This is a genomic window from Streptomyces wedmorensis (assembly GCF_000716445.1).
Lineage (GTDB): Bacteria > Actinomycetota > Actinomycetes > Streptomycetales > Streptomycetaceae > Streptomyces > Streptomyces wedmorensis.
Genome location: NZ_JNWK01000079.1, coordinates 36,498 through 62,270, shown reverse-complemented (window position 1 = coordinate 62,270; position 25,773 = coordinate 36,498). Strand labels below are relative to the sequence as shown.

The 25,773-nt window shown below is 73.7% G+C and carries 24 protein-coding genes and 1 pseudogene; 7 read left to right on the top strand and 18 right to left on the bottom strand.

Annotation, left to right across the window (positions count from 1 at the left end; genetic code table 11):
- Positions 1-79 precede the first annotated feature (79 nt).
- Positions 80-1,117: a M4 family metallopeptidase gene (locus tag OO54_RS37305; protein ID WP_033211412.1), complete on the top strand. Its 1,038-nt coding sequence runs from the start codon at positions 80-82 to the stop codon at positions 1,115-1,117.
- Between the two features lie 23 nt (positions 1,118-1,140).
- Here OO54_RS37305 and OO54_RS37300 read toward each other — a convergent pair whose 3' ends face one another.
- The 11 genes from OO54_RS37300 to OO54_RS37250 form a co-directional block, all read right to left on the bottom strand.
- Positions 1,141-1,737: a TetR/AcrR family transcriptional regulator gene (locus OO54_RS37300; protein WP_033211411.1), complete on the bottom strand. Its 597-nt coding sequence runs from the start codon at positions 1,735-1,737 to the stop codon at positions 1,141-1,143.
- The gene (locus OO54_RS37295; protein WP_033211410.1) at positions 1,725-2,453 is read right to left on the bottom strand and encodes an enoyl-CoA hydratase family protein; all 729 of its coding nucleotides are present in this window, start codon (positions 2,451-2,453) and stop codon (positions 1,725-1,727) included. The genes OO54_RS37300 and OO54_RS37295 overlap by 13 nt, the downstream gene beginning before the upstream one ends.
- Entirely contained in the window at positions 2,450-4,027 is a 1,578-nt protein-coding gene (locus OO54_RS37290; RefSeq protein ID WP_033211409.1) for a 4-coumarate--CoA ligase family protein, read from the bottom strand. The genes OO54_RS37295 and OO54_RS37290 overlap by 4 nt, the downstream gene beginning before the upstream one ends.
- A 135-nt stretch (positions 4,028-4,162) precedes the next feature.
- Positions 4,163-4,780, bottom strand: a complete 618-nt coding sequence (locus OO54_RS47915) for an excalibur calcium-binding domain-containing protein (RefSeq protein ID WP_051787707.1) — start codon at positions 4,778-4,780, stop codon at positions 4,163-4,165.
- 63 nt (positions 4,781-4,843) lie between these two features.
- Complete coding sequence (locus OO54_RS37280) at positions 4,844-5,308, bottom strand: hypothetical protein (RefSeq protein ID WP_051787705.1); 465 nt, start codon at positions 5,306-5,308, stop codon at positions 4,844-4,846.
- A 163-nt stretch (positions 5,309-5,471) separates the two neighbouring features.
- On the bottom strand, positions 5,472-6,605 hold the full coding sequence (locus OO54_RS37275) for an acyl-CoA dehydrogenase family protein (RefSeq protein ID WP_033211408.1): 1,134 nt from the start codon (positions 6,603-6,605) through the stop codon (positions 5,472-5,474).
- A complete protein-coding gene (locus tag OO54_RS37270) occupies positions 6,602-8,491 on the bottom strand; it encodes an acetyl/propionyl/methylcrotonyl-CoA carboxylase subunit alpha (RefSeq protein ID WP_033211407.1) in 1,890 nt (629 codons plus the stop codon). Before OO54_RS37270 ends, OO54_RS37275 begins: the two co-directional genes overlap by 4 nt.
- A 49-nt stretch (positions 8,492-8,540) precedes the next feature.
- Positions 8,541-10,139 carry an acyl-CoA carboxylase subunit beta gene (locus OO54_RS37265; protein WP_033211406.1) on the bottom strand — a complete coding sequence of 533 codons (1,599 nt, stop codon included), beginning with the start codon at positions 10,137-10,139 and terminating at the stop codon, positions 8,541-8,543.
- Positions 10,136-11,959 carry an acyclic terpene utilization AtuA family protein gene (locus tag OO54_RS37260; RefSeq protein WP_234439239.1) on the bottom strand — a complete coding sequence of 608 codons (1,824 nt, stop codon included), beginning with the start codon at positions 11,957-11,959 and terminating at the stop codon, positions 10,136-10,138. The genes OO54_RS37265 and OO54_RS37260 overlap by 4 nt, the downstream gene beginning before the upstream one ends.
- Before the next feature lie 62 nt (positions 11,960-12,021).
- A complete protein-coding gene (locus OO54_RS37255) occupies positions 12,022-12,810 on the bottom strand; it encodes a TIGR03084 family metal-binding protein (RefSeq protein WP_033211405.1) in 789 nt (262 codons plus the stop codon).
- 502 nt (positions 12,811-13,312) lie between these two features.
- Entirely contained in the window at positions 13,313-13,498 is a 186-nt protein-coding gene (locus OO54_RS37250) for a DUF1272 domain-containing protein (RefSeq protein ID WP_033211404.1), read from the bottom strand.
- A gap of 216 nt (positions 13,499-13,714) precedes the next feature.
- Between OO54_RS37250 and OO54_RS37245 the strand changes: the two genes are divergently transcribed.
- Positions 13,715-14,308, top strand: a complete 594-nt coding sequence (locus tag OO54_RS37245; protein ID WP_033211403.1) for a VOC family protein — start codon at positions 13,715-13,717, stop codon at positions 14,306-14,308.
- A 78-nt stretch (positions 14,309-14,386) separates the two neighbouring features.
- Here OO54_RS37245 and OO54_RS37240 read toward each other — a convergent pair whose 3' ends face one another.
- The 3 genes from OO54_RS37240 to OO54_RS37230 form a co-directional block, all read right to left on the bottom strand.
- Entirely contained in the window at positions 14,387-14,935 is a 549-nt protein-coding gene (locus tag OO54_RS37240; RefSeq protein WP_033211402.1) for a GNAT family N-acetyltransferase, read from the bottom strand.
- 93 nt (positions 14,936-15,028) lie between these two features.
- A complete protein-coding gene (locus OO54_RS37235; RefSeq protein ID WP_033211401.1) occupies positions 15,029-15,406 on the bottom strand; it encodes a VOC family protein in 378 nt (125 codons plus the stop codon).
- Positions 15,403-16,305: an EamA family transporter gene (locus OO54_RS37230; RefSeq protein WP_234439238.1), complete on the bottom strand. Its 903-nt coding sequence runs from the start codon at positions 16,303-16,305 to the stop codon at positions 15,403-15,405. The genes OO54_RS37235 and OO54_RS37230 overlap by 4 nt, the downstream gene beginning before the upstream one ends.
- Positions 16,306-16,732: 427 nt before the next feature.
- Here OO54_RS37230 and OO54_RS37225 point away from each other — a divergent pair, with 427 nt between their 5' ends.
- Positions 16,733-17,590: a LysR family transcriptional regulator gene (locus tag OO54_RS37225; RefSeq protein ID WP_033211400.1), complete on the top strand. Its 858-nt coding sequence runs from the start codon at positions 16,733-16,735 to the stop codon at positions 17,588-17,590.
- 9 nt (positions 17,591-17,599) lie between these two features.
- Here the strand turns inward: OO54_RS37225 and OO54_RS37220 are convergent, their stop codons facing one another.
- Both OO54_RS37220 and OO54_RS37215 read right to left on the bottom strand, forming a co-directional pair.
- The gene (locus tag OO54_RS37220) at positions 17,600-18,157 is read right to left on the bottom strand and encodes a GNAT family N-acetyltransferase (RefSeq protein ID WP_033211399.1); all 558 of its coding nucleotides are present in this window, start codon (positions 18,155-18,157) and stop codon (positions 17,600-17,602) included.
- Between the two features lie 117 nt (positions 18,158-18,274).
- Complete coding sequence (locus OO54_RS37215) at positions 18,275-21,235, bottom strand: FAD-binding and (Fe-S)-binding domain-containing protein (RefSeq protein WP_033211398.1); 2,961 nt, start codon at positions 21,233-21,235, stop codon at positions 18,275-18,277.
- Between the two features lie 51 nt (positions 21,236-21,286).
- Here OO54_RS37215 and serC point away from each other — a divergent pair, with 51 nt between their 5' ends.
- Positions 21,287-22,405 carry a phosphoserine transaminase gene (serC, locus tag OO54_RS37210; RefSeq protein ID WP_033211397.1) on the top strand — a complete coding sequence of 373 codons (1,119 nt, stop codon included), beginning with the start codon at positions 21,287-21,289 and terminating at the stop codon, positions 22,403-22,405.
- 77 nt (positions 22,406-22,482) lie between these two features.
- Here serC and OO54_RS37205 read toward each other — a convergent pair whose 3' ends face one another.
- The gene (locus OO54_RS37205; protein WP_033211396.1) at positions 22,483-23,472 is read right to left on the bottom strand and encodes an SdiA-regulated/phytase-like domain-containing protein; all 990 of its coding nucleotides are present in this window, start codon (positions 23,470-23,472) and stop codon (positions 22,483-22,485) included.
- A gap of 107 nt (positions 23,473-23,579) precedes the next feature.
- Here OO54_RS37205 and OO54_RS37200 point away from each other — a divergent pair, with 107 nt between their 5' ends.
- Entirely contained in the window at positions 23,580-24,431 is an 852-nt protein-coding gene (locus OO54_RS37200; RefSeq protein WP_033211457.1) for an alpha/beta fold hydrolase, read from the top strand.
- Between the two features lie 59 nt (positions 24,432-24,490).
- Positions 24,491-25,180: a GDSL-type esterase/lipase family protein gene (locus OO54_RS37195; RefSeq protein WP_033211395.1), complete on the top strand. Its 690-nt coding sequence runs from the start codon at positions 24,491-24,493 to the stop codon at positions 25,178-25,180.
- Between the two features lie 7 nt (positions 25,181-25,187).
- Here OO54_RS37195 and OO54_RS47910 read toward each other — a convergent pair whose 3' ends face one another.
- Positions 25,188-25,385 (bottom strand): carboxymuconolactone decarboxylase family protein, encoded by a 198-nt coding sequence (locus OO54_RS47910; RefSeq protein ID WP_324611636.1) that lies wholly within the window; start codon positions 25,383-25,385, stop codon positions 25,188-25,190.
- Here OO54_RS47910 and OO54_RS37185 point away from each other — a divergent pair.
- A pseudogene (locus tag OO54_RS37185) lies at positions 25,375-25,710 on the top strand (MarR family winged helix-turn-helix transcriptional regulator); the annotation flags it as partial. The gene OO54_RS47910 and the pseudogene OO54_RS37185 sit on opposite strands and share 11 nt — an antisense overlap.
- Positions 25,711-25,773: the final 63 nt, after the last annotated feature.

The window sequence follows — 25,773 nt, the reverse complement described above, 5'->3', positions numbered from 1 at the left end:
GTACGCGAAGATCGCCGCCATTGCGTGTTGAGTACACGCCAAGCTTCCCGTCGCAGCATCCCATCGCAGGAGGATGTCCATGACCCGCCGCACCTCTCGTGGCCTGGCCGCCGCGGCAGCCGTCACCGTGGCCACCGCCACCGCGGCGCTGCTCCCGTCCGCGGGGGCGTCCGCCGCGTCCGCGCCGCAGGCCCGCGTCTTCATGGTGAACCCGGTCCAGTCCTCGGGCGACCAGTCCCTCACCGACCACAAGGACGCGGTGAGCGACGTCCCCGCCTCCGCGTACGCCACCGTCGCGCTGCGCAACCTGGACGCGAGCGGCGCCCTGTCCGGCAAGTGGGTCGCCGTCCGCTCCGAGACCGGCAACCCGGCGAAGGCCGCCGACGCCGCCTCCTTCGACCGCTCGGACGACGAGTTCGAGCAGGTCATGGCGTACTTCTGGGTCAACGAGTCGCAGGAGTACCTCCAGAGCCTGGGCTTCGGCACCGAGCTGCGCGGGGCGAACGACCGCGTCCAGCCGGTCCGGCTGAACCAGTGGGGCTCCGACAACTCGTTCTTCACCGACAAGAAGGCCGAGATCCGCTTCGGCAAGGGCGGGGTGGACGACGCCGAGGACGCCGAGGTGATCGTCCACGAGTACGGTCACGCCGTGCACCACGCGCAGGTGCCGGGCTTCGGCACCTCCCCGGAGGCCGGGGCGATCGGCGAGGCCTTCGGCGACTACCTGGCGGTGGCCGTCGGCACGAACGCGGTCGCGAAGTACGGCTGGCCGATGAAGGCCGACCAGGCCTGCGTGGCCGACTGGGACGCGACCGGCTACAGCGCGGCCCCGCACTGCCTGCGTCGCATCGACGGCACGAAGACGTACGCGGACCTGGAGGGCGAGGTCCACGCCGACGGCGAGATCTGGTCCCGGGCCCTCTTCGACATCCGGGGCAAGCTCGGTGCCCGTACGGCCGACCGGATCATCGTGAACGCCCAGTTCGGCTTCACCGCCGACACCAGCTTCCAGGCCGCGGCCCTCACGACGGTCGCGACCGCGCAGAAGATGTACGGCACGGCGGCGGCGGACGCGGTGCGCGACGCCTTCCGGGCGCGGGCGATCCCGGGCGTCTGATCCGTCCGGCCGCGGTCACGCGGTCAGGCGAGCGCCTCTTCCACGAGCCGCGCCCACTGGGAGACGACACGTTCCCGGCGGGCGCGGTCGTCCGTGAGGAGGGTGGCGAGGCCGAGGCCGCGGGCCATGTCGAGGAGGCCTTGGACGGTCTCGCGGACGCCGGGCCGGGACTCGTCCGCGCCGAGCACCTCGACGGCGATGCGGTGGGACTCGCGGCCGACGCGGGCCTCCAGTTCGGTGACGCGGGCGCGGAGCTGGTCCTCGTCGGAGGCGGCGACCCAGAGGTGGAGCGCGGCCCGGAAGAGGGGGCCGGTGTAGAGGTCGACGAGGGCGGCGACGGCTTCCTTGCGGTCGCGGGACGGCAGGGCGCGCAGCGCGTGGGACCGTTCCTCGGCGACGTACTCGACGGCGGCCGTGAACAGGTCCTCGCGGGTCGGGAAGTGGTGCTGGGCGGCGCCCCGGGAGACGCCGGCGCGTTCCGCGACGACGGCGACCGTGGAGCCCGCCCAGCCGCGCTCGGCCAGACAGGCCACGGCGGCCTCCAGGAGCCGCTGCCGGGTGGCGCGGCTCCTGTCCTGCTTGGGGTTGCGGTCCGGCTTGGGTGCGGTCACAGCCGCCATGCGGGGTCCCGTCGTTCGAGGAAGGCCGTCATCCCTTCGCGTGCCTCGGCGGAGGCGAAGAGCGTGGCCGACCTCTGCACCAGGTCCTCCGCGTCGCGTTCGAAGGTCTCCAGGACTTTAGCGGTGACCAGTCGTTTCGCCTCGCGCAGGCCCTGCGGGGAGCCGGCGCGGAGGGCGTCGAGGACGGTGTCGAGCTCGTCGTCGGTGGCGGTGACCAGGCCCATGGTGACGGCCTCGGGGACGCCGAACCGTTCGCCGGTGAGGTAGTGGCGGGCGGCGGCGCGGGGTTCGAGGCGCGGCAGGAGGGTGAGGGAGACGACGGCGGGCGCGACCCCGATGCGTACCTCCGTGAGGGCGAAGTCGGCGCCCTGGCCGGCGAGGACGATGTCGGCGGCGCCGAGGAGTCCGAGGCCGCCGGCGCGGGTGTGACTGCCGGCGGTGACGTGGGCGACGACGGGTTTCGGCAGCTCGAGGATCTGCCGGAGCAGGTCGACGAAGGCGTACGGGCTGGGCGGGGCCTTCAGGTCGGCGCCCGCGCTGAAGGTGGTGCCGGTGTGGGTGAGGACGACGGCGCGGACGGCCGGGTCCTTGCCGCAGACGGTGAGCGCGTCGGCGAGTTCGGCGACGAGCGGGGCGGAGAGCGCGTTGCGGGTGTCGGGGGAGTCGAGGGCGAGGGTGGTGATGCCCCGTTCCTCGGTGGTGGTCACCAGGGTCATGCGCGGTCCCTCAACTCTCTGCGGAGGATCTTCCCGGACGCTGCCCGGGGGACGGTGTCGATGAACTCCACGGCGCGGACCTTCTTGTACGGGGAGACGCGCGCGGCGACGTGCGCGAGGACCTCCTCGGCGGTGAGCGCGGCCGCGGCGGGCTGGCGTACGACGAAGGCCTTGGGGATCTCGGTGCCGTCGGCGTCGGTGACGCCGATGACGGCGGCGTCGGCGATGCCGTCGTGGGTGAGGAGGAGGGCTTCGAGTTCGGCGGGGGCGACCTGGAAGCCCTTGTACTTGATGAGTTCCTTCACCCGGTCGACGACGAACAGCCAGCCGTCCTCGTCGACGCGGCCGATGTCGCCGGTGTGGACCCAGCCGTCGGCGTCGATCATGGCGGCGGTGGCGTCGGGCCGGCCCAGGTAGCCCTTCATGACCTGGGGTCCCCGGATGGCGACCTCGCCTTCCTCCCCGGGTGCCGCGTCCTTCGTGGGGTCGTCGAGGGACAGGATCCGCATCTCGGTGGAGGGCAGCAGGCGTCCGACGGTGCCGGGCGGGGGGTTCTGGGCGTCGAGCGGTACGACGTGGGTGCCGGGGGACAGCTCGGTCATCCCGTACGCCTGCCGGACCGGCGGCAGTCCGAGGCGGGCGGAGCAGGCCTCGGCGAGGGCCGCGTCGAGCGGGGCGGCGGCGCTGACGATGTACTCGAGGGACGACAGGTCGTAGTCGGCGACGGCCGGGTGCTTGGCGAGGGCGAGGACGATCGGCGGGGCGACGTACAGCCCGTTGATGCGGTGTTCCTGGATGGCGCCGAGGAAGGTGTCGAGTTCGAAGCGGGGCAGTACGACGACGGTGGCGCCCTGCCGCAGCGGGGCGTTCATGAGAGCCGTGAGGCCGTATATGTGAAAGAAGGGCAATACCGCCAGAATCCGGTCTCCCGGGCCCATCGGGACGAACGGCTCCAGCTGCGCCAGGTTGGTGGCGATCGACGTGTGCGTGAGCATCACGCCCTTGGGGACGCCGGTGGTGCCGGAGGAGTACGGGAGGGCGGCCACGTCCTGGTCGGGGTCGATCGCGTGGTCCGGGACGGGACCCGTGCTCGCCAGGAAGCCCTGGAGGGAGCGGACGTCCTCGCCCTCCGGTGCCTGGTCGCAGACGAATACCTCCTCGATCCCGCCGGCGAGTTCGGCGGCGGCGCGGGCGGCGGCGAGCAGCGGGGACACCGTGACGATCCACCGCGCGGACGAGTCCTTGAGCTGCTTGGCGAACTCCTCGGGCGTGGCCAGCGGGTGCACGGTGGTGACGGCGGCCCCGGCGCGGGTGGCGGCGTAGAACGCGATCGGGAACAGCACCGTGTTGGGGCTGTGCAGGGCGAGGACGTCCCCCTTGCGCAGCCCCGCCTCCGCGAGCCCGGCCGCCACCCTCCGGTGGAAGCCGTCCACCTGCCCGTACGTGAGCGAGAGCTCCCCCGCCCCGTCGACGAGCGCCGGGGTGTCGCCGTACTCGGCGGCGCGGCCGAGTACGGCGTCGTGGATGGGCAGGGAGAGGGTGGGGACGGCCTCGTAGTCGCTGTGGAACACCATGCGTTGACCCCCTGGAGAGGTGAGAGGTGGACGCCAGGATCGCTGCTGCGCGCGGGACTTGGGGAGACCCTGTCAGCACTCCGAAAAACAATCAAGCATGCCTGCATGGTTTACCGCGACGGCCGGCGCGGCGGCTCAGCCCTCGCAGGCGACCCCGTCGCCGTCGCGGTCGAGGTGCCTGCCGTAGCCGGGCTCCCCGACGTGGATGGGGGCGGCACCGGCGGCCCGGACGGCGGCGCAGTTCTCGTAGTAGACCTCCGGCTCCGGCTCGGCGGTCTCCGGCGGCCGGGTCGTCTGGACCGGCTTCGGCTTCACGGGCCTCGGTGTGGTGCGCGTCGGCTCCGGCGCCCGGGTGGTCGGCGCCTCGGTGGTCGGCTCCGGGGCCTCGGTGGTCGGGGCCTCCGTCGTCGGCTCCGGGGTGGGCGACTCGGTGGTCGGGCTCGGTTCCGGCGTGGTGGCCGTGGGGCTCGGCCCGGTCGGCGTCGCGGGGGCCGTGGCCGTCGTGGTGGGCTTCGGGTCGTCCGTGCCGTTCTTCTCCGGGTCGTCGACGGCGAGCGCGATGACGAACCACAGGGCCGACAGGACCGTCGCCACGATCTTGGCCCGGCTGCTCCAGCGGCTCAGCCAGGCCAGGGCTATGCCGCCCGGCGGGAAGAGCACCAACAGCGTGATGACCAGGGCGGGATGCTGCCACCAGCGGCGGGTCGGCACCCACGGCGGAGGAGCCTGGTACGGGCCGGGCTGCTGGTACATGCGCGTCTCCCTGACTCGTGGCGCTCGAATGTGAGCGAAACGAGGGGATCGTATACGCGGTCTTCACAACCGGAGGCGTGATTGGCCGAGATGAGACGTGAGGCGCCGGTCCAGGGCACGCTGGCCCCCGGCGAGCCAGCGCACCGGCCAGTGCAGCAGCACCGCGAGGCAGAGCAGCCAGCCCAGCCCGTGCACCGCCCAGACACCGGCCATGGTCGGCCCGCCCCAGGCCTGGTGATAGTCGGTGTCCAGGTACCAGAGGGGGTAGCCGAAGTTCCGCACCGAGTTGAACAGGGCGTACCCGACCAGCACGAAGGCCGCCACGTCCAACGGCAGCCCGAGCACGGCCCGGCCGAGCACCCCGCGCCCGGTCCACCCGCCGCCGCCGAGCCGCGCCCGCACGCGTCCGGCCCGGCCCGGCTGCCCGGTCAGCGTCAGCACGACCGCCGCGAGCCCGATCGGCAGCGCCAGGAACGCGCGGGTGGCGGTGTGGACGGTGCGGCGGATCGCGGGCATCGACGGCGGCATCGACGGCCTCCTCGACTCGTTCGGCGGATGCCCGCACTCTCACCGCCCCTCGCCACCGTCGTCGTCACACCCCGGAGCCAACTGTCCCGTCATACCCGGGTACCACCCCCGCACCGGGCCGGCAGGACGCGTCCCGAGAGGCCCCGCACGACCGCCTCCGCGATCAGTACGACTTGGGCAGCCCCAGGGTGTGGCTCGACACGTAGTTCAGGATCATCTCGCGGCTGACCGGGGCGATCCGGGCCACCCGGGCGGCGGTGACCAGGCGGGCGAGGCCGAACTCGCGGGTGAGTCCGTTGCCGCCGAGGGTGTGGACGGCGGTGTCGACGGCCTTCACGCAGGCCTCGGCGGCGGCGTACTTCGCCATGTTGGCGGCCTCGCCCGCGCCGACGTCGTCGCCCGCGTCGTACAGCCTCGCCGCCTTCTGCATCATCAGGCGGGCGAGTTCGAGCTCGATGTGGGCCTGCGCGAGGGGGTGGGCGATGGCCTGGTGGGAGCCGATGGGCGCCTTCCAGACCTGGCGCTCCTTGGCGTAGGTCACCGCACGCTCCAGGGCGTGGCGGCCCATGCCGATCGCGAACGCGGCGGTCATGATCCGCTCGGGGTTGAGGCCCGCGAAGAGCTGGAGGAGGCCCGCGTCCTCGTCGCCGACGAGCGCGTCCGCCGGCAGGTGCACGTCGTCGATGGTGAGCTCGAACTGCTTCTCGTCGGCGGCGAGTTCCATCTCGATGTGGCGGCGGTCGAAGCCGGGCGCGTCACGCGGGACGATGAAGAGGCAGGGCTTCAGGTTGCCCGTGCGGGCGTCGGAGGTGCGGCCGACGATGAGGGTCGCGTCGGCGATGTCGACGCCGGAGACGAAGACCTTGCGCCCGTTCAGGACCCAGCCGTCCTCGGTGCGGGTCGCGGTGGTGGTGATGCGGTGCGAGTTGGAGCCCGCGTCGGGCTCGGTGATGCCGAACGCCATCGTCTTCGAGCCGTCGGCGAGGCCGGGGAGCCAGGCCCGCTTCTGCTCCTCGGTGCCGAAGCGGGCGATCACCGTGCCGCAGATCGCGGGCGACACGACCATCATCAGGAGCGGGGCCCCGGCGGCGCCCGCCTCCTCCAGGACCAGGGACAGCTCGGCGATGCCGCCGCCCCCGCCGCCGTACTCCTCGGGAAGGTTCACGCCCAGGTAGCCCAGCTTCCCGGCCTCCGCCCACAGGGCGGCCCGGTCGAAGCCGGGGCCGTGGCGGCGGCCGAGGGCGGCGACGGCGGCACGGAGCTCGGTGTGTTCCTGCGGCTCGATGTCGGTGCTCATACGGGGTCTTCCTCCGTTGCTTCGGTCTGTACGACGGCGAGCAGGGCGCCGACCTCGACCTGGCGGCCGGGGACGGCGTGGAGCGCGGTGAGCGTGCCGGAGGCGGGAGCGGAGACGCGGTGCTCCATCTTCATGGCCTCCAGCCAGAGCAGGGGCTGTCCGGCGGTCACCCGGTCGCCGACGGCGAGGCCGTCCGCGACCCGGACGACGGTGCCGGGCATCGGGGCGAGCAGGGAGCCGGGCGCCGTCTGCTCGCTGGGGTCGGTGAAGCGGGGCCGGGGGACGAGGCGGTGGGGACCGGAGTGGACCGTGCCGTCGCCGTACCGGTCGACCGTGAAGTCCCTGACGACTCCCGCCACTTCGAGCCGTACGCGGTCGGGGGCCGCCGCCACGACCCGTACCCCCTCGGGGGCCGTGACCTCGTACCCGCCGCCCCTGGCCGGCCGGTAGCGGACCTCCTGGTCGCCGTACGTCCGCGTCTCGTCCTGGGAGCGGAGGTTGCGCCAACCGCCGCCGAACCGGCCCCGGTTGGCGGCCGCCTCGGCGAGGGCGGCGGCGACGGCCGCGTACCGCTCGCCGTCCGGCGCGGTGGTCAGGGCGGGCAGGTTGCGCTCGTAGAAACCCGTGTCGAGGACCTCCGGGGAGGTGTACTCGGGGTGGCGCAGCGAGGCGACGAGCAGCCCCCGGTTGGTGACGGGGCCGTGGACGCGGGTCCGCTCCAGGGCGTGGGCGAGTTTGCGGGCGGCTTCGGCGCGGGTGGGGGCGTGGACGATCACCTTGGCGAGCATCGGGTCGTAGTGGACTCCGACGGCGTCCCCGGAGGCGTACCCGGTGTCGACCCGGACGCGGCCCTCCCCCGGCACGTCGAAGCGGTGCAGGACGCCCGTCTGCGGCGCCCACTCCCGCGCCGGGTCCTCGGCGTAGAGCCGGGCCTCGATGGCGTGTCCCCGGGGGGCCGGGGGCTCGGTCGGCAGGGCCCGGCCCTCGGCGACCGCCAGCTGGAGGGCGACGAGGTCGACCCCGTACACCTCCTCCGTGACGGGGTGCTCGACCTGGAGCCGGGTGTTCATCTCCAGGAAGTGCGCCCGGCCGTCGGCGACGAGGAACTCGACCGTGCCCGCCCCCACGTAGCCGACGGCCTTCGCGGCGCGCACGGCCGTGTCCAGGAGCGAGGCCTCCAGGGCGGCGGGCAGGCCCGGCGCCGGAGCCTCCTCGATCACCTTCTGGTGGCGGCGCTGGAGCGAGCAGTCGCGGGTGCCGAGCGCCCAGGCCGTGCCGTGGGTGTCGCAGAGGAGCTGCACCTCGACGTGGCGGCCGTCCTCGACGTACGGCTCGACGAACACCTCCCCGTCCCCGAAGGCGCTCGCGGCCTCGGCGGACGCGGCCTTCAACTCGCCGGGCAGCGCGTCGAGTTCTCGGACGACCCGCATGCCGCGACCGCCGCCGCCCGCCGCCGCCTTCACCAGGACGGGCAGGTCGGCCCCGGTGACGTCCTCCGGGCGGAGCGGCGTGACGCCGAGGAGTTCCTTCGCCCGGGTCTTCGACGCCATCGCCTCGATCGCCGCCGGCGGCGGCCCGATCCAGAGCAGGCCGGCGTCCGTGACGGCCCGCGCGAAGTCGGCGTTCTCGGAGAGGAAGCCGTAGCCGGGGTGGACGGCGTCCGCGCCTGCCGCGAGCGCCGCCTTCACGATGAGGTCGCCGCGCAGGTACGTCTCCGAGGGCGTGGCCCCCGGCAGCCGTACGGCCGTGTCGGCGTCCCGGACGTGCAGCGCGTCGGCGTCCGCGTCGGAGTACACGGCGACCGTGGAGATGCCCAGCTCACGGCAGGTGCGGAAGACGCGGCAGGCGATCTCGCCACGGTTCGCGACGAGGAGGGAGGTGATCAAAGTGTGCCTCGCACGAGGAGGAGGGTGATCATCGAGGTCATCTGGTGCCTCACATTCGGAAGACGCCGAAGCCGCCGCGCGCGCCCTCGACCGGTGCCGTGTGGATCGCGGACAGGCACAGCCCGAGGACCGTGCGGGTGTCGCGGGGGTCGATGACCCCGTCGTCGTAGAGCCGGCCCGACAGGAACATCGGCAGCGACTCCGACTCGATCTGCGCCTCGACCAGCGCCCGCAGCCCGGCGTCCGCCTCGTCGTCGTACGGCTGCCCCTTCGCGGCGGCGGACGCCCGCGCCACGATCGACAGCACGCCGGCGAGCTGCTGCGGGCCCATGACGGCCGACTTCGCGCTCGGCCACGCGAACAGGAAACGCGGGTCGTACGCCCGGCCGCACATGCCGTAGTGCCCTGCGCCGTAGGACGCGCCCATCAGGACCGACAGGTGCGGGACCTTCGAGTTCGACACCGCGTTGATCATCATCGCGCCGTGCTTGATGATGCCGCCCTGTTCGTACTCCTTGCCGACCATGTAGCCGGTCGTGTTGTGGAGGAACACCAGCGGAATGTCCCGCTGGTTGGCCAGCTGGATGAACTGCGCCGCCTTCTGCGACTCGGCCGAGAACAGCACGCCCTGCGCGTTGGCGATCACACCGACCGGATAGCCGTGCAGCCGCGCCCATCCCGTGGTCAGCGAGGTCCCGTACAGCGGCTTGAACTCGTCGAAGTCCGAGCCGTCGACGATCCGGGCGATCACCTCGCGCGGGTCGAAGGGGGTCTTGAGGTCCCCGGGGACGATGCCGAGGAGTTCGTCCTCGTCGTACTTCGGGGGCTCCGCCGGGCCCGGATCCGCGTGGTGCTTGCGGTGGTTGAGGCGGGCGACGATCCGGCGGGCCTGACGGATCGCGTCGGCCTCGTCGACGGCGTAGTGGTCTGCGAGACCGGAGGTACGGGCGTGCATCGCGGCGCCGCCGAGGGACTCGTCGTCGCTCTCCTCGCCCGTCGCCATCTTCACGAGCGGCGGTCCGCCGAGGAACACCTTCGACTGCTCCTTGATCATCACGGCGTGGTCCGACATGCCGGGCACGTACGCGCCCCCCGCCGTCGAGTTGCCGAAGACGACCGCGACCGTCGGGATGCCCGCGGCCGAGAGCCGGGTGAGGTCGCGGAACAGCGCCCCACCCGGGATGAAGATCTCCTTCTGGGAGGGCAGGTCGGCGCCACCCGACTCGACGAGCGAGATCACGGGCAGCCGGTTGGCGTACGCGATCTCGTTCGCCCTCAGCGCCTTCTTCAGCGTCCACGGATTCGACGCCCCGCCCCGCACGGTCGGATCGTTCGCGGTGATCAGGCACTCGACGCCCTCCACGACCCCGATGCCGGTGATCAGCGAAGCGCCCACCGCGTAGTCGCTCCCCCAGGCCGCCAGCGGCGACAGCTCCAGGAACGGCGAATCGGCGTCGACCAGCAGCTCGATCCGCTCCCGCGCGAGCATCTTCCCGCGCTTCCGGTGCCGATCCGTGTACTTCTCACCGCCCCCCGCGAGGGCCTTGGCGTGCTCCGCGTCGAGCGCGGCCAGCTTGTCGAGCATCGCGGCACGCGCGGCCGCGAAGTCGGACCCGCCGGTGTCGAGGGCGGAGGCGAGGACGGTCATCGGAGTTCCTCCGGTGGGTGGGGCGGGAGGGGGGCCGGCGTGTCGGGGGCGGAGACGCCGGGCGCGGATGGTGCGGCGGCGTCGGCCCCGGGGTCGGGGTCGGGGTCGGGCGGCGGGGGTGCGGGGCCCGGGTCGGGGTCGGGCGCCGGAAGCGCGGCGCCTGCGGCGTCGGGGTCGGGCGGCGGGGGTGCGGTGCCCGCCTCCGGCAGGAGCCCGGCCGGGATGTCGAGGCGGCGGGAGCGGAGCCACTCGCCGAGGGCCTTCGCCTGGGGGTCGAAGCGGGCCTGGGAGGCGACACCCTGGCCGAGGATCCCGGCGACGGTGAAGTTGAGGGCCCGCAGGTTGGGCAGGACGTGCCGGACGACGCTCGACCCCGCGGTCTCCGGCAGGAGTTCACGGAACCTCTCCACGGTCAGGGCGTGCGCGAGCCAACGCCACTCCTCGTCCGTACGGACCCACACGCCGACGTTGGCGTCGCCGCCCTTGTCGCCGCTGCGGGCCCCGGCGATCCGTCCGAGGGGCACACGCCGGACGGGCCCCTCGGGATACGGCGGCGGAAGCTCCGGATCGGTTACGGGTACCAGGTCGAGGACCCGCCCCGGCGCCGGGACCTCCCGGCGGGTCCCGTCCGGGAGGACCGCCGTGTGCGGGACCTCGGCGGCCGGCACGTACACGGCCTCGAAGACGCCGTAGGGAACGCCCTTGCCCGGCGGCGCGGTCACGTGGAAGCCGGGATAGCTCGCGAGGGCCAGCTCGATGGCCGCACCCGTCACCGCCCGCCCCACGGGCTCCGGGGCCGGGTCACGCACGACGAGCCGCAGCAGCGCGCTCGCCGTCTCCTCGGTGGCCGCGTCGGGGTGGTCGGTGCGGGCCAGCTCCCAGCGGACCTCCGCCGGGCGGCCCGTCGTCAGCGCGTCCTCGACCTGGTCCCGCACGAGCCGCGCCTTGGCCTCCACGTCGAGCCCGGTGAGGACGAACACGACCTCGTTGCGGAAGCCGCCCGACCTGCTGCGCCCCACCTTCAGCGTCGGCGGCGGCGCCTCCCCCCGCACCCCGTCGATCCGGACCCGGTCGGGGCCCTCCTGGGTGAGCCGTACGGTGTCGAGCCGGGCGGTCACGTCGGGGCCCGCGTAACGGGCTCCGGCCGTCTCGTACAGGAGCTGGGCCGTGACCGTGCCGACGTCGACGAGGCCGCCGGTGCCGGGGTGCTTGGTGATGACGGACGTGCCGTCGGCGTACAACTCGGCGAGCGGGAAGCCGGGACGGCGCAACACCTTCGGGTCGTGCTCGGCGAAGAACGCGTAGTTCCCGCCGGTGGCCTGCGTACCGCACTCCAGGACGTGCCCCGCGACCACCGCCCCCGCCAGCCTGTCGTACTCCTCCGGCCCCCACCCGAACCGCCACTGCGCGGGCCCCGTGACGAGAGCCGCGTCCGTGACCCGGCCGGTGACCACGACATCGGCGCCGGCCGCCAGACAGGCGGCGATCCCTGCCCCGCCGAGATAGGCGTTCGACGTCAGCACCCCGTCCGCCGCCGGCAGCCGGTCCCCCTCGACATGGGCCACCCGGACCGGCAGACCCAGCTTCCCGGCGAGCGCACGCAGCGCCTCCGCGAGCCCGGCCGGATTCAGACCGCCGGCGTTCGCGACGATCCTGACCCCCCGGTCATGAGCCAGCCCCAGCCCCTCCTCCATCTGCCGGAGGAACGTCCTCGCATACCCGGCCGACGGATCCTTCAACTGGTCCCTGCCCAGGATGAGCATCGTCAGCTCGGCCAGATAGTCACCCGTCAGGACATCCAGCTCACCCCCGGTCAGCATCTCCCGCACCGCGTCGAACCGGTCGCCGTAGAACCCGGACGCATTGCCGATACGCAGCACCACTACGCCCCCCGAGCCGCACGACCCGCACCCGCCGGACCCGCGAACGCCTGCGCGATCCCCAGCCACCGCTCGGCCTCGGCACCCTCCGCGACCAGACCCGTGTCCGCACGATGCACGCGCTGCGTGACGAGCAGACAGAAGTCGAGCGCCTTGCCGGTGACCCGCTGCGACGCCCCCTCCGACCCGTACGCCCACAACTCCCCGCCAGGCGCCTCCAGTTCCACACGGAACTGCTCTGCAGGCGCCGGAACACCCCGCACCAGGTAGGCGTAGTCGCGCGCCCTGACGCCGATCCACGCCACATGCCGCAACCGAGCCGTGGGCGCCCGCACGACCCCCAGCGCGTCAGCCACGTCCTGGCCGTGCGCCCACGTCTCCATCAGCCGCGCCGTGGCCATCGCCGGCGCGCTCATCGGCGGCCCGTACCAAGGAAACCGGGCACCCGGCTCCACCGCCCGCAACGCCGCCTGAAGCGCCTCCCGCCCCTCCCGCCAGCGCGCGAGCAACTCCGCGGGAGGCAGCTTCGCCCCCTCCTCCGCCCCCTCGTCGACGAACCTCTCGGGCGCCGCCATCGCCTTCCCGGCCTCGACCGCGAACGCCTCCGCGTCGGTCGCCGCCAGCACGGCGGCCCGGTCCGTCCACGCCAAGTGAGCGATCTGGTGGGCGATCGTCCAGCCGAGCGCGGGCGTCGCCGCCCCCCACTGCTCCTCGCTCAACCCACCGACCATCACGTCGAGTTCTTCACTCTCACCACGTAGGTCGTCGAGCACGACGGCAGAGTCGGACACGGTGCGCTCCCCTCGGGGACGGGCGTTCACGGGCCTTCGCCAGGAGCATGGCAGCGCCACCAGAAACAATCAAGCACGCTTGCTTTAGTCCTTCCCGCCACCCCTACGAGCCCCGGCCACCCCGTCGCGGCCCGCGGGCGGAACGGGTGGGCACAACGGACGGCGCCCCTTGCCGGGCCCAGGCTTCCGCGCCTGAACCCGCACCCGGTGCGCGCCGACCCAGTGGTGCGGGTCCGGGCGCAGGGGGCGGAGGCGCCGCCGAGGGCGCCGTCCCGTGTGCCCACCCGTCCCGCCCCAGCGGGACGATTGCCCACACGGTGGCGGGACGATTGCCCACACGGCGGTGGGCGAGGGCGAAGGCCCGCACGGCAGCGGGCGACGGGCGCAGGCCCGCACGGCAGCGGGCGACGGGCGCAGGCCCGCACGGCAGCGGGCGACGGGCGCAGGCCCGCACGGGGCCCGGCGTGGCGGCCCGCAGCGGGGTGGCGGGCGAAGGTGCCGGCTAGTTCGCGGCGCGGCGCGTCGGGCGGGCCACGAGCTCTCCACCGCAGTTGGGGCAGGTCCCGTTCATCTGCTCCGCGCAGGGCACGCAGAAGGTGCACTCGTAGGAGCAGATGCGGGCGGGCCCGTCCGCGGTCAGCGCCGCCGTCTCGCACCGCTCGCACCGGTCTCGCATTTCCAGGGCCATGATTCCGCTCCCTCTGCCTCGGGGTACTCCGAGGCGCTCTCGAACGACTGCCGACACCCTCATCGTGCGGGTCCGTCTCCACCACCCGAAACAGGCCGATGGCCAAAGATCAACAGGATCGGGTCGGCGGGGTCGGTCATCGGCATTCTGCCGACGGGCGCGGTCGCCGGCGGCCACAATGCACGAGCCAGGCATCCGACGACTTGGGGGAACCGCATGCTCACCGGCATCGTGATCGACGCGCTCGACGTCACGCGCATGGAACGCTTCTGGCGGGAGGCGACCGGGGGCCGGACGGACGGGTTGCGCTTCCGCTTCGCCGCGACCACCGAGCCGAAGACCGCACTCAAGAACCGGCTCCACCTCGACCTCGCCGGCGGCCCCTCTTGGGAGAGCGAGGTGGAACGCCTGCTGGCCCTCGGCGCCACCCGGACCGACATCGGCCAGGGAGATGTCCCCTGGGATGTGCTGGCCGACCCCGAAGGCAACGAGTTCTGCGTCCTGCGCCCCGGCCATCCCGGCGTCTTCGCCGACTCCGGCCTCGTCGCCCTCTGCCTCGACACCACCGAGGAAGACCGTCACGCCCAGTCGGACTTCTGGCAGTCGCACACCGCCTGGCACGCCCTCGAATCCCACGAGTGGGGCGTCAGACTGCGCCGGACCCCCACCAGCACCGTCTCCATGGTGATGGGCCCGCCCTCCGCCGCCAAGCCGGAACGGAACCGCGTGCGCCTCGAAGTGACCCTGAGCGACCGCCGCCCCGGCGAGTTCCTCGACACCGCCGGCAACGAATTCCACATCGCGCACTGAGTCGAGCCGGGCACGGGCGCGTCCCGTGCCCGGCTCGACTCAGTTCACTTCGATGTCGACTCGACTCGACTGCGCGGTTCAGCCGGCGGAAGCGGCCGAGGGCCGCACGCCGAACCACTGCTCGGCCCCGTACTCCTCGAACGTCTCCACCTCGGTGAAGCCCAGCTTCGACGCGAGGCGCATCGCGCGCTCGTTCGCGCTCTGGGTGGTGAGGACGACCGGCTCCCCGGGGTGCGCGCCGGTGAACCAGTCGAGCGCCGCCGCGCAGGCCTCGGCGGCGTAGCCGCTGCCCCATGCCCGGGGGAGGAACATGTAGCCGAGCTCGGCTTCGCCGCCCTCGGGGCGCACGCGCTGCGGACGCTCCGTGTCGCGCCGGTCGAGCGTGATCATCCCGATCATCGCGCCGTCGCGCTCCACGACGAAGAGTCCCAACCGCCGCCCGGGCACCTCGGGCATCGCGCTTTCCAGCTGGTCGCGCGGGCGGGCACCGCCCACGTACACCCCGACTTCCGGCGACGAGAACAGTTCGACGAACCCCGCTCTGTCCCGCGCCTCTGACTCACGCAGCACGAGCCGTTCGGTCTCGATCGGGGCAGGCGGCCATACAACGGAACCGAGTTCAGTCATGTCGAGCAACCTATCGCACGCCCGAAAGAACGACCGGAGATCCGGTTCCAGGGCGCAACTCGTCCTGCCCGAGGGGCAGTCCGCGCCCGTCCCTCAATGCCGCACGAGGCAGAACGGATGCCCGGCCGGGTCCGCGTACACCCGCCAGCTCCGCTTGCCGTCCCCCTCGTCGAGGACCGTCGCGCCGTGGGCGAGGACCTGTTCCTGCGCGGCGTCCAGATCGGCGACGCCGAAGTCGAGGTGGAACTGCTGGGGGCGCTCGGGGTCCGGCCACACCGGCGGACGGTGATCGGCGACCCCCTGGAAGCAGAGGACCGCCCCGGCGGGAGTGTGGAGCGTGGACCAGGCTTCGTCGAGGGACCAGCGGCGGTCCGGACGGTCGACCTCACCCCCCAGCACGGCGCGGTAGAACTCGGCGAGTTCCCGGGGTGCGGGGCAGTCGATCACGAGGCATTGCAGTTCGGCGATCACGCGCGGGAGTCCAGGGCGTCGGGCAGGGCGGTCGGGTCGGCGTGGGGGCGGCGTTTCGCGGCGCGGGACTGGGTGCGGACGGCACCCATGCTGGCGGCGATGACGAGGGTGATGGCGAGGGTGTCGAGGAGGGAGAGGGCCTGGCTGAGGATGAGGAAGCCGGCGGTGGCCGCGATGGCCGGTTCGAGGCTCATGAGGATGGCGAAGGTGGGGGCGGGAAGGCGGCGGAGGGCGAGGAGTTCGAGGGTGTAGGGGAGGACGGATGACATCAGCGCGACGGCGAGACCGAGGGCGATCGTCGACGGTACGAGGAGCTTGCCGCCCGCTTCCACGATGCCGAACGGCAGGCTGAGGACGGCGCCGAAGGCCATGGCGAGGGCGAGTCCGTCGGCCTGCGGGAAGCGCCTGCCGGTGCGGGCGCTGAAGACGATGTACGCCGCCCACATGGCGCCCGCGGCGAGGGCGAACGCGGCTCCCGCCGGATCGAGGCGGTCGAAGCCGCCGCCGCTGAGCAGGACGACGCCGCCGAGGGCGAGTCCGGCCCAGAGCAGGTTCATCAGCCGGCGGGAGGCGACCACCGAGAGGATCAGCGGGCCGAGGACCTCCAGGGTCACGGCGGCGCCCAGCGGTATCCGGTCGGCGGCCTGGTAGAAGAGGATGTTCATCGCCGCCATGGCGGCGCCGAAGATGAGGACCGTCCCCCAGTCCGCGCGCCCGTAGCCGCGCACCCTGGGCCGGCAGACGATCAGCAGCACGGCCGCCGCGAGGACGAGCCGCAGCGTGACGACGCCGAGGGCGCCCGCGCGCGGCATGAGCAGCACCGCGACGGCGGAGCCGAACTGTACGGAGAGCCCGCCGGCGACGACGAGCGCGACGGGCCCGAGACGGTGCCCCGCCATCCCCTTCCGGGCGGCGACCCCGGCACCGGGCGTCCCGGCCTCCGGTACGGCCGCGCCGGGGGCGGAGCCCGCGACGGCAGCGGGGGCCGGGGCGACCACATCCTTGACCGGACTGTCCACCGACTACTCCTCCGAACGACTCGCTTCACATGACCGGCTGACCGGAACAACGACCGACCGACTGACCGGAAACCCGGCTGACCGACGCACCGGCTCACCGACGCACCGACGCACCGACGCACCGACTCACCGGCTGACGGCTGACGGCTGACGGCTGACCTGGAAGTCCATGACACTGAACTACAAGTTCAGAATAATGCACTACCGGTCGGCCGTCCCCCTGATTCCCCTCCCCCTCACCGACCACGCTACGAGCCCCCGCGCGTCACCGGAAATGCCGATTGCCCTGCGGTTATGCTCCGGACGCATGAGCATCGAGCTGCGTCACCTCCGCTGCTTCCTGGCCATCGCCGACGAATCCAGTCTGACCAGGGCGGCGGCCCGGCTCCACCTGACGCAGCCCGCCGTCTCGCGGACGCTCGCGGCGCTCGAACAGCACCTCGGCGCGCGGCTCGTCGAGCGGTCGACCCATCACCTCGCCCTCACGGCCGAGGGCCGGGCCTTCCGGGACCGGGCCGCCGCGGCCCTGGCGGCCTTCGAGGACGCCGTGGACCCGGCGCGGCTCCGCCACCGCCCTCTGCGCCTGGGGCACGCGTGGTCGGCCTTCGGCCCGTACACCACTCCCCTGCTGCGGCGCTGGCAGCGCGAGCATCCCGACACCCCGCTCGAACTCCTCCGCGTCGACGACCGCACCGCCGGGCTCGCGCGGGGCGAGGTCGACGCGGCCCTGCTGCGCGGTCCGGTGGACGCGCCGGGCCTGGTCACCGAGGAGCTGACCGCCGAGTCCCGGGTCGCCGCCCTCCCGGCCGACAGTCCCCTCGCCGGGCGGTCCCGGCTCACGCTCGGCGAACTCATCGGCGAGACCGTCGTCCTCAACACGGTCTCGGGCACGACCACGCTCGCCCTCTGGCCGCCCGCCGCCCGTCCCGCCGCCACCCTCACCGTCGCCAACACCGACGACTGGCTCACCGCCATCGCGGCCGGCCGCGGCATCGGCGTCTCCTCCGCCTCCACCGCCGCCCTGCACCCCCACCCGGGCGTCGCCTACCGGCCCCTCCCGGACGTGCCCGCCCTCCCGGTGGTCCTGGCCTGGCGCGACGCGTTCCCCCACCCGGCGACGGCCGCGCTGGTCGCGATGGCACGGGACATCGTCGGCGGCGGGTGAGCCCACCCTCTAGGGGGTGTCCCACTCCTCGCGGAGGATCCCGTACGTGATCGAGTCCCGCCAGGCCCCTCTGACGTACACGTGGCCCCGGATCCGGCCCTCTTCCGTCAGGCCCGCGGCGAGCAGCGTGCGGGCCGACGCCGTGTTGAGCGGGGCCCGCGCGGCCCAGACGCGGTGGAGGTCGAGTTCGGTGAAGGCCAGTGCGAGGAGCAGTGCGACGGTCTCGCGCCCGTAGCCGACGCCCCATGACGCCGGACGCAGGGCGAAGCCGATCGTCGCCGCGCGCTGCTGGTGGGGGTCGAGGGCGAGCCGGGCGAAGCCGACGAGGTCGCCGGTGGCGCGCTCGACGACTCCGAGGGCGTGTTCCTGCCGGGGGACGGTCCGTGCCGACGCGATCGACCGCTCGACGATCGCCCGGACCTCGTCCACGGAGCGGGGCGTGAAGCTCAGGTGCTCGGTCGCGGCCTCGGAGCCGTAGACGTCGTGGACGGCCGGTACGTCACCGCTCTCCAGCTCGCGCAGGACGAGCCGCCGTTCGCCGGGAGGAGGGGAGGGAGACCGCCGCATCCGGCGAGCGTATCGGGACCCCCGCCGGGCCGGCAGGGGTCAGGGCCACGCCGTCCTCTCGGGCCGAAGCGTCCTGCCGGGGGCGGGGCGTCATCCCGATGCCGGGGCGGGGTGTCGTCACGACGCCGGGGCCCGGGGGCTCCCTCCGCCCTCCTCCAGGCCCTCCTCCAGCCCCTCCGCGAGGAGTTCCGCCAGGTGGTGGGCGCGGGTGCCGGTCAGGTCGGTGATCTGGGTGCGGCAGGAGAAGCCGTCGGCGAGGACGGGGGTGGCGGGAGGGGCGGCGCGGAGGGCGGGAAGGAGCTGGTCTTCGGCGCAGGCGACGGAGACGTCGTAGTGGCCGGGTTCGAAGCCGAAGTTGCCGGCGAGGCCGCAGCAGCCGCCCGCGAGGTCGCCGGTGAGGCCGGCGCGGGCGCGGAGGCGGCGGTCGGCGGCGTCGCCGAGGACGGCGTGCTGGTGGCAGTGGGTCTGGCCGGTGACGGCGCGGTCGAGGCGGGGTGGGGTCCAGTGGGGGGCGAGGGTTTCCAGGGCTTCGGCGAAGGTGAGGACGGAGGCGGCGAGACGGGCGGCCCTCGGGTCGTCGGGGAGGAGCTCGGGGAGGTCGGTGCGGAGGGTGGCGGCGCAGGAGGGTTCGAGGACGACGACGGGGCCGGTCGTCTCCGCCGTCACGTCGAGGGTGCGGCGCATCACGCGCCGGGCCGCGCCGAGCTGGCCCGTCGAGACGTAGGTGAGGCCGCAGCAGACACGGCCCGGCGGGAGCTGCACGCCGAGGCCGGCGTCCTCGAGGACGCGGACGGCCGCCTGGCCGACGTGCGGTGCGAGGTGGTCGGTGAAGGTGTCCGGCCAGAGGGTGAGGGCCGGGGGGCGGTTGGAGGCGCGGTCGGCGAACCAGGCGGCGAAGGTCCGCTCGGCGACACGCGGCATGGTGCGTTCGGGGGTCACTCCGGCGAGGCGGGCGGCGAACGGGAGGCGCATCGCCGTGTTGAGTCCGCGTCCGAAGCGGGCGAGCCAGCCCGGCAGGCGGCCCATGGTCCAGTGCGAGCGCGGACGGCGCCACGCGCCGGCCGGTCCCGCGTAGTGGCGGTCGAGGAACTCGGCCTTGTACGCGGCCATGTCGACGCCGACGGGGCAGTCGCTGCGGCAGCCCTTGCAGGAGAGGCAGAGGTCGAGGGCGTCGCGGACCTCCTCCGAGCGCCAGCCGTCGGTGACGACCTCGCCGAGGGCCATCTCGTGGAGGAGTCGCGCGCGGCCCCGGGTCGAGTGCTTCTCGTCCCCGGTCGCCCGGTACGAGGGACACATCACGCCCGGCCCCGAACTCGGCCCGTCGACGCGGCACTTGGCCACGCCCACGCAGCGGGCGGCCTCCCGCCCGAGGCCCACCAGGGGAAGGCTCTCGAAGCGCAGGCCGGAGTCCAGCGGCTTCGGCCGGACCAGCATCCCCGGGTTCAGGCCCCCGTCGGGGTCCCACACGTCCTTCACCGCGCCGAAGAGGGCGACGAGTTCGTCGCCGTACATCCTGGGCAGCAGCTCGGCGCGCGCCTGCCCGTCGCCGTGTTCGCCGGAGAGGGAGCCGCCGTGGGCGACGACGAGGTCGGCGACGGCTTCCGAGAAGCGGCGGAAGTGCCGTACGCCCTGGTCGGTCCACAGGTCGAAGTCGATGCGGACGTGGACGCAGCCGTCCCCGAAGTGCCCGTACGGGACGCCCCGGAGGCCGAATTCGGCCAGCAGGGCGCGGAATTCGCGGAGGTACGCGCCCAGCCGGGCGGGCGGCACCGCGCAGTCCTCCCAGCCGGGCCAGGCCTCGCCGCCGCCCGGCATCCGGGTCGCCGTTCCGGCGGCGTCCTCCCGGATCCGCCAGAGGGCCCGCTGCCCCGCCGGGTCCCGTACGACGACTGCGTCCACGGCGTCCGCCGCCCGGACGAGCGCCCGCGCCGCGCCCTCCCCGTCGACCTCGCAGAACAGCCAGGCCCCGCCCCGTGGCAGCCCCGTGGCTCCGCGCACGAGATCCGCCGCCATGCCCTCCACGGTCAGCGGCCGGTGCGGCAGCAGCCCGGCCGCCGCGTCCGCCGCCGCGCCCTCGTCGGCGTATCCGAGGACGACGAGGACCGGTTCGGCGGGCAGGGGGACGAGCGCGACCGTCGCCTGGGTCACCACGCCGAGCGTGCCCTCGCTGCCGCAGAACGAGCGGACCACGTCGAAGCCCCGCTCGGGGAGCAGCGCGTCGAGGGCGTATCCGGAGATGCGGCGCGGGAGTCCGGTCGGGTAGCCGGTCCGCAGCAGGGCGAGGTTCCGGTCGACGAGCTCCCGGAGGCCGGCGGGGGCGGGCAGCGGGCCGGGCGCGGCCGGGACACCGGGACCACCAGGGCCACCGGGACCACCAGGACCACCGGACCCACCAGGACCACCGAGACCACCGAACCCACCGGGACCACCGAGACCACCGAGACCACCGGGACCACCGGACCCGCCAGGGCCACCGGACCCACCGGGGCCGCCACCTCGCCCCAGTGTCAGTTCCGCACCGCGGTAGGTCATCACATCGAGTGAGCGCACGTTGTCCGCGGTGGTCCCCCAGGCGACCGAGTGCGCCCCGCAGGCGTTGTTGCCGATCATGCCGCCGAGGGTGCAGCGGCTGTGGGTGGAGGGGTCGGGGCCGAAGGTGAGGCCGTGGGGGCGGGCGGCGGCGCGGAGCCGGTCGAGGACGAGGCCCGGCTGGACGACGGCGGTGCGCGAGGCGGGGTCGAGGGAGACGATTCCGTTCATGTGCCGTGTGAGGTCGAGCACGACGCCGGTGCCGGTCGCCTGGCCTCCGATCGAGGTGCCGGCGCCGCGTGCGACGACCGGGGTGGTTCCGTGGGCGCGGCACACCTCCAGGGCCGCGGCGACGTCGGCGGCGTCGCGCGGGGCGACCGTACCGGTAGGAACGCGGCGGTAGTTGGAGGCGTCCATGGTGGTCAGGGCGCGGGCGGTGACGGAGAAGTCGACGTCTCCGGCGACCGCGGCGCGGAGGTCGGCGGCGAGGTCGGACGCGTGTTCCTGGTGTGTTCCCACAACCCCAGGATGTCCCAGTCCTCGTCTCATCCGGCGGACATCGGGCGACCGGCCCCTTCGCGACCCGATACTCTCCGCCTCGTGGCTGATATCCAGATTCCCGCTGACATCAAGCCCGCCGACGGCCGTTTCGGCGCGGGCCCCTCCAAGGTGCGTACGGAGGCGCTGGACGCCCTGGCCGCCACCGGCACCTCTCTCCTCGGCACGTCCCACCGCCAGGCTCCGGTCAAGAACCTGGTCGGCGAGGTACGCACCGGCATCAGTGACCTGTTCTCGCTGCCCGAGGGCTACGAGGTGATCCTGGGCAACGGCGGATCCACCGCCTTCTGGGACGTCGCGACCCACGGTCTGATCGAGAACAAGTCGCAGCACCTCACCTTCGGCGAGTTCTCCTCCAAGTTCGCGAAGGCGGCCAAGCTGGCCCCCTGGCTCGCCGACCCGACCGTGATCTCCTCCGACCCGGGCACCCACCCGGAGCCGGTGGCCGAGGCGGGCGTGGACGCCTACGCGTACACCCACAACGAGACCTCCACCGGTGTCGCCGCCCCGATCAAGCGGGTCGCCGGCGCCGACGAGGGTGCGCTCGTCCTGGTCGACGCGACCTCCGGCGCGGGCGGTCTGCCCGTCGACATCACCGAGACGGACGTCTACTACTTCGCCCCGCAGAAGTCCTTCGCCGCCGAGGGCGGTCTGTGGCTCGCGGCCTTCTCGCCGGCCGCCCTGGAGCGCGCCGCCCGCGTCCACGCGTCGGGCCGGCACGTGCCGGAGTTCTTCTCGCTGCCGACGGCGATCGACAACTCGCTGAAGAACCAGACGTACAACACCCCGGCGCTCTCGACCCTCTTCCTGCTCAACGAGCAGCTGAAGTGGATCAACGGCCAGGGCGGCCTCGACTGGGCCGTGGCCCGGACGAAGGAGTCCTCGGACGCGCTGTACGGCTGGGCCGAGGAGTCCAAGTACGCGTCGCCGTTCGTCACGGACGCGGCGAAGCGCTCGCAGGTCATCGGCACGATCGACTTCGCGGACGAGATCGACGCGGCGGCCGTCGCGAAGGTGCTGCGCGCCAACGGCATCGTCGACACCGAGCCGTACCGCAAGCTGGGCCGCAACCAGCTCCGCATCGCGATGTTCCCGGCGATCGACCCGGCGGACGTGCGGGCGCTGACGGCCTGCATCGACCACGTGATCGAGAAGCTCTGACCTTCCGGTCGTACGAAGGGCCCGGCAGCGGACGTCGTCCGCTGCCGGGCCCTTCGGCGTGCCGGGCCGCCGTGGGTTCAGCCCCGCCGCAGCAGCCGCTTGACGCCGAGGACGAGGACGGTGGCTCCGGCGAGGACGAGGAAGCCGGTGGTGGCGCTGCCCTGGCCGCCCTCGGCGGCGGACGCCGAGGGGGACTTCGGCGCGCCGCCCGGTGCCTCCGTCGGCTTGTCCGACGGGGGCTGGGCGCCGGGCCGGTCGACGCGGACGACCCGGCTGCCACGGCCCTCGGAGCCGAACATGAGGGCCGAGCCGTCGGCCGTGTACGTCACCGACTCCGCCTGGCCCTGGAAGGGGGCGGAGACGGAGGTGCCGTCGTCGCCGAGGCGGCCGTCCTTCCAGGCGTACTCCCTGGCGCTGAAGTAGCCGCGCAGGACGAGCCGGTCGCCGTCCGGGGAGAAGGCGCCGTCGGTGACCCAGGGGACCTCGTCGACGCGGCGGAAGACGTTGGTGCCGGACGGGGTGAGGCGTTCGGGGCCGGCGTAGAGGCCGCCGCCGTCCTCGTTCTTGCTCGCGATGTAGACCCGGCCGGTCTTGGGGTGGACCATCAGGGCCTCGGCGTTGCGCGGTCCGTCGGCGTACTTCACGTCGTACTGCGCGGCCGTCACCGTCCGGTCCCCGAGGGCCTTCGGCTCGGGGAAGCGGTAGATCCAGACGTGGTCCCAGGAGCCGTCGAGGTTGTCGCCGATGTCGCCGACGTAGATGTCGCCGTCCGGTCCGACGGCGATCGCCTCCATGTCGCGGGGGGTGCCGACGCCCTTCATCGTCAGGGTCGCGACCGTCTCGCCGGTGCGGGAGTCGATGCCGTAGATCAGGGGCGCGTCCTGGTCGTTGTGCGTCCAGTAGATCCCGGGGTGGGCCCGGCTCGCGGCGAGGCCGCTGGACTCGGTGACGCGGGTGTCCTGGATCGTGAAGTCCCGGTCGGGTTCCTGCCCTTCGGCACGGGCATGACCGGCCGGGAGCAGCACCAGGGCCGCCGCCGCGCCGAGGGCGCACAGAGCAGATCGCATGGGCCCAAGCCTGCCACGGCGCTGACGCGGACGCCGGGTGGCGTGGGGCGTCCGGCGGCGGCGAAACGTTGTTGACCTGGGACGGGAGCACTGCCATGGTCGCGACCATGTCTACTTTCCCCGCTCCCGACGGCACCCTGCTCGCGTACCACGAGTCGGGCTCCGCGACCGGAGCGCCGCTGGTCTGTCTGCCCGGCGGCCCCATGCAGGACTCCGTGTACTTCGACGGGCTCGGCGGGCTCGCCGCCCGCCGCCGCGTGATCCGGCTCGACCTGCGGGGCACGGGCGCGTCGGCGGTGCCGGAGGACGCGTCCTCGTACCGCTGCGACCGGCAGGTCGAGGACGTGGAGGCGCTGCGCGTCCACCTCGGGCTCGACACGATCGACGTCCTCGGGCACTCGGCGGGCGCGAACCTGGCCGCGCTGTACACGGCCCGGCATCCGGAGCGGGTGGCCCGGCTCGTCCTGGTGACCCCGGGCACGGCCGCCGTCGGCCTCGACACGACGGGCGAGGAGCGGCTCGCGGCCGCGCGGCGGCCGTGGCGCGAGGCGGAGCCGTGGTTCGCCGAGGCGTACGCGGCCCTGGAGGACCTGGCGGCGGGCCGGGGCGGGCCCGACACGTTCCAGGCGGTCGCGCCGTTCTTCCACGGGACGTGGGACGAGGCCGCGCGGCAGCGTCACGCCGACAGCCACCGGCAGCGGAACGGCGAGGCCGCCGGGGTGTACGGCGGCGAGGGCGCGTTCGAACCGGCGGCCACGCGCGCCGCGTTCGCGGAGTTCGACCGTCCGGTCCTGGTCGTCGCCGGAGAGGGCGACGCGAACACCCCGGTGCCGACGGCGACCGCGTACGCGGAGCTGTTCCCGGCGTCGACGCTCGCGGTCCTGGACGGGGCCGGGCACTTCCCGTGGCACGACGACGCGGAGTGGTTCGCGAAGACGGTCGACGCGTTCCTGAGCTGAGCGCGCGGGTGTCCCGGATCACGTCGCCGGTGCCGCGCGTGGTCCGGGATGATGTGACCATGCGTTTTCTGTTCGTCGGCGACAGCATGACCATCGGACGCGTCGGCGACTGGACCTGGCGCCACCGGATGTGGCAGCACCTGGAGGCCACGCTGCCGGGCGGGTACGAGATCGTGGGCCCGCGCACGGGTCTCCACGACCCGACGGCCCCCGACGAACCGGCCGGCGTCGAGGCGTACGCCGACCCGGACTTCCCCGCCCCCGCCCGGCGCCACCTGGCCGGCTGGGGCGAGGGCTGGCTCCACATGGCGCCGCTGATCGGCGAGACCGTCACGGCGACGGGCGCGGACGTCCTGCTCGTCTCCCTGGGCCTGATCGACCTCGGGTTCTACACGAACAGCGACCAGACGGAGGAGAACGTCCGGGCGTTCGTCGCGGCGGCCCGCGCCGCCAACCCGCGCGTGCGGGCCGTCCTCCTGCCGGTCATTCCCAATGTCCGCGCCGGCTACGACGCCCCCTTCGCCGCCGAGTGCGCCCGCTTCAACGAGCTCCTCGCCAAGGCGGTCGCGGACCTGGACACGGCGGCCTCGCCCCTGCTCCTGGCGACGATCCCGGAGTCGTACGACATCCACACGGACACGTACGACGGGACGCACCCGGGCGTGACGGGCGAGCACAAGCTGGCCGCAGCCTTCGCCACGGCGATGCACCAGGCGTGGGGCCTGGGCGGCCCGTACGCCGTTCGCTGAGCGCGCGTCAGGCGGCGAGGACCCGGAGGGTGAACGTCCGCACGGCGGCGAGGCGTTCGGGGTCCGGGGCCGGTCCGAGGGCGGCCTTCTTCGCCTCGTGCATGTCGACACAGAGGTGGCACTGGTTGCGTTCGGCGACGGTCAGGACGACCGTCTCGCGGGAGTGCGGGTCGAGGGTGGCGGACTCGAAGATCGCGTTGAGCACCCAGGGCGCGACGGCCAGCGAGACCGGGCGGCGGCTCGGCGTCTCCAAGCAGGCCGCCGGCAAGACCGTGGACCGGCTGCTCGCCCTGGGGTACGCGGAGCGCGCCGACGACCCGACCGACGCGCGCCGCAAACCGGTCCGCCTCACGCCGCGCGGGTACGACGCCCTCGCCCGGTCCGCGGCGATCTTCGACGAGCTGCGGGCGGAGTGGGTCGCGGCGCTCGGCGCGGAGCGCGTCCGCGATCTGGAGGGCGCCCTGCGGAACGTCGTCCCCGCCGACACGGCGTTCCGCCTGGACGCGACCAGCCGGCTCGGCGCCCCCTGACCGGCCCGGGCCGGTCAGGGGGTGTCCTGCCGATCACGCCGCGAGTCCGGCCTGATCGGCAGG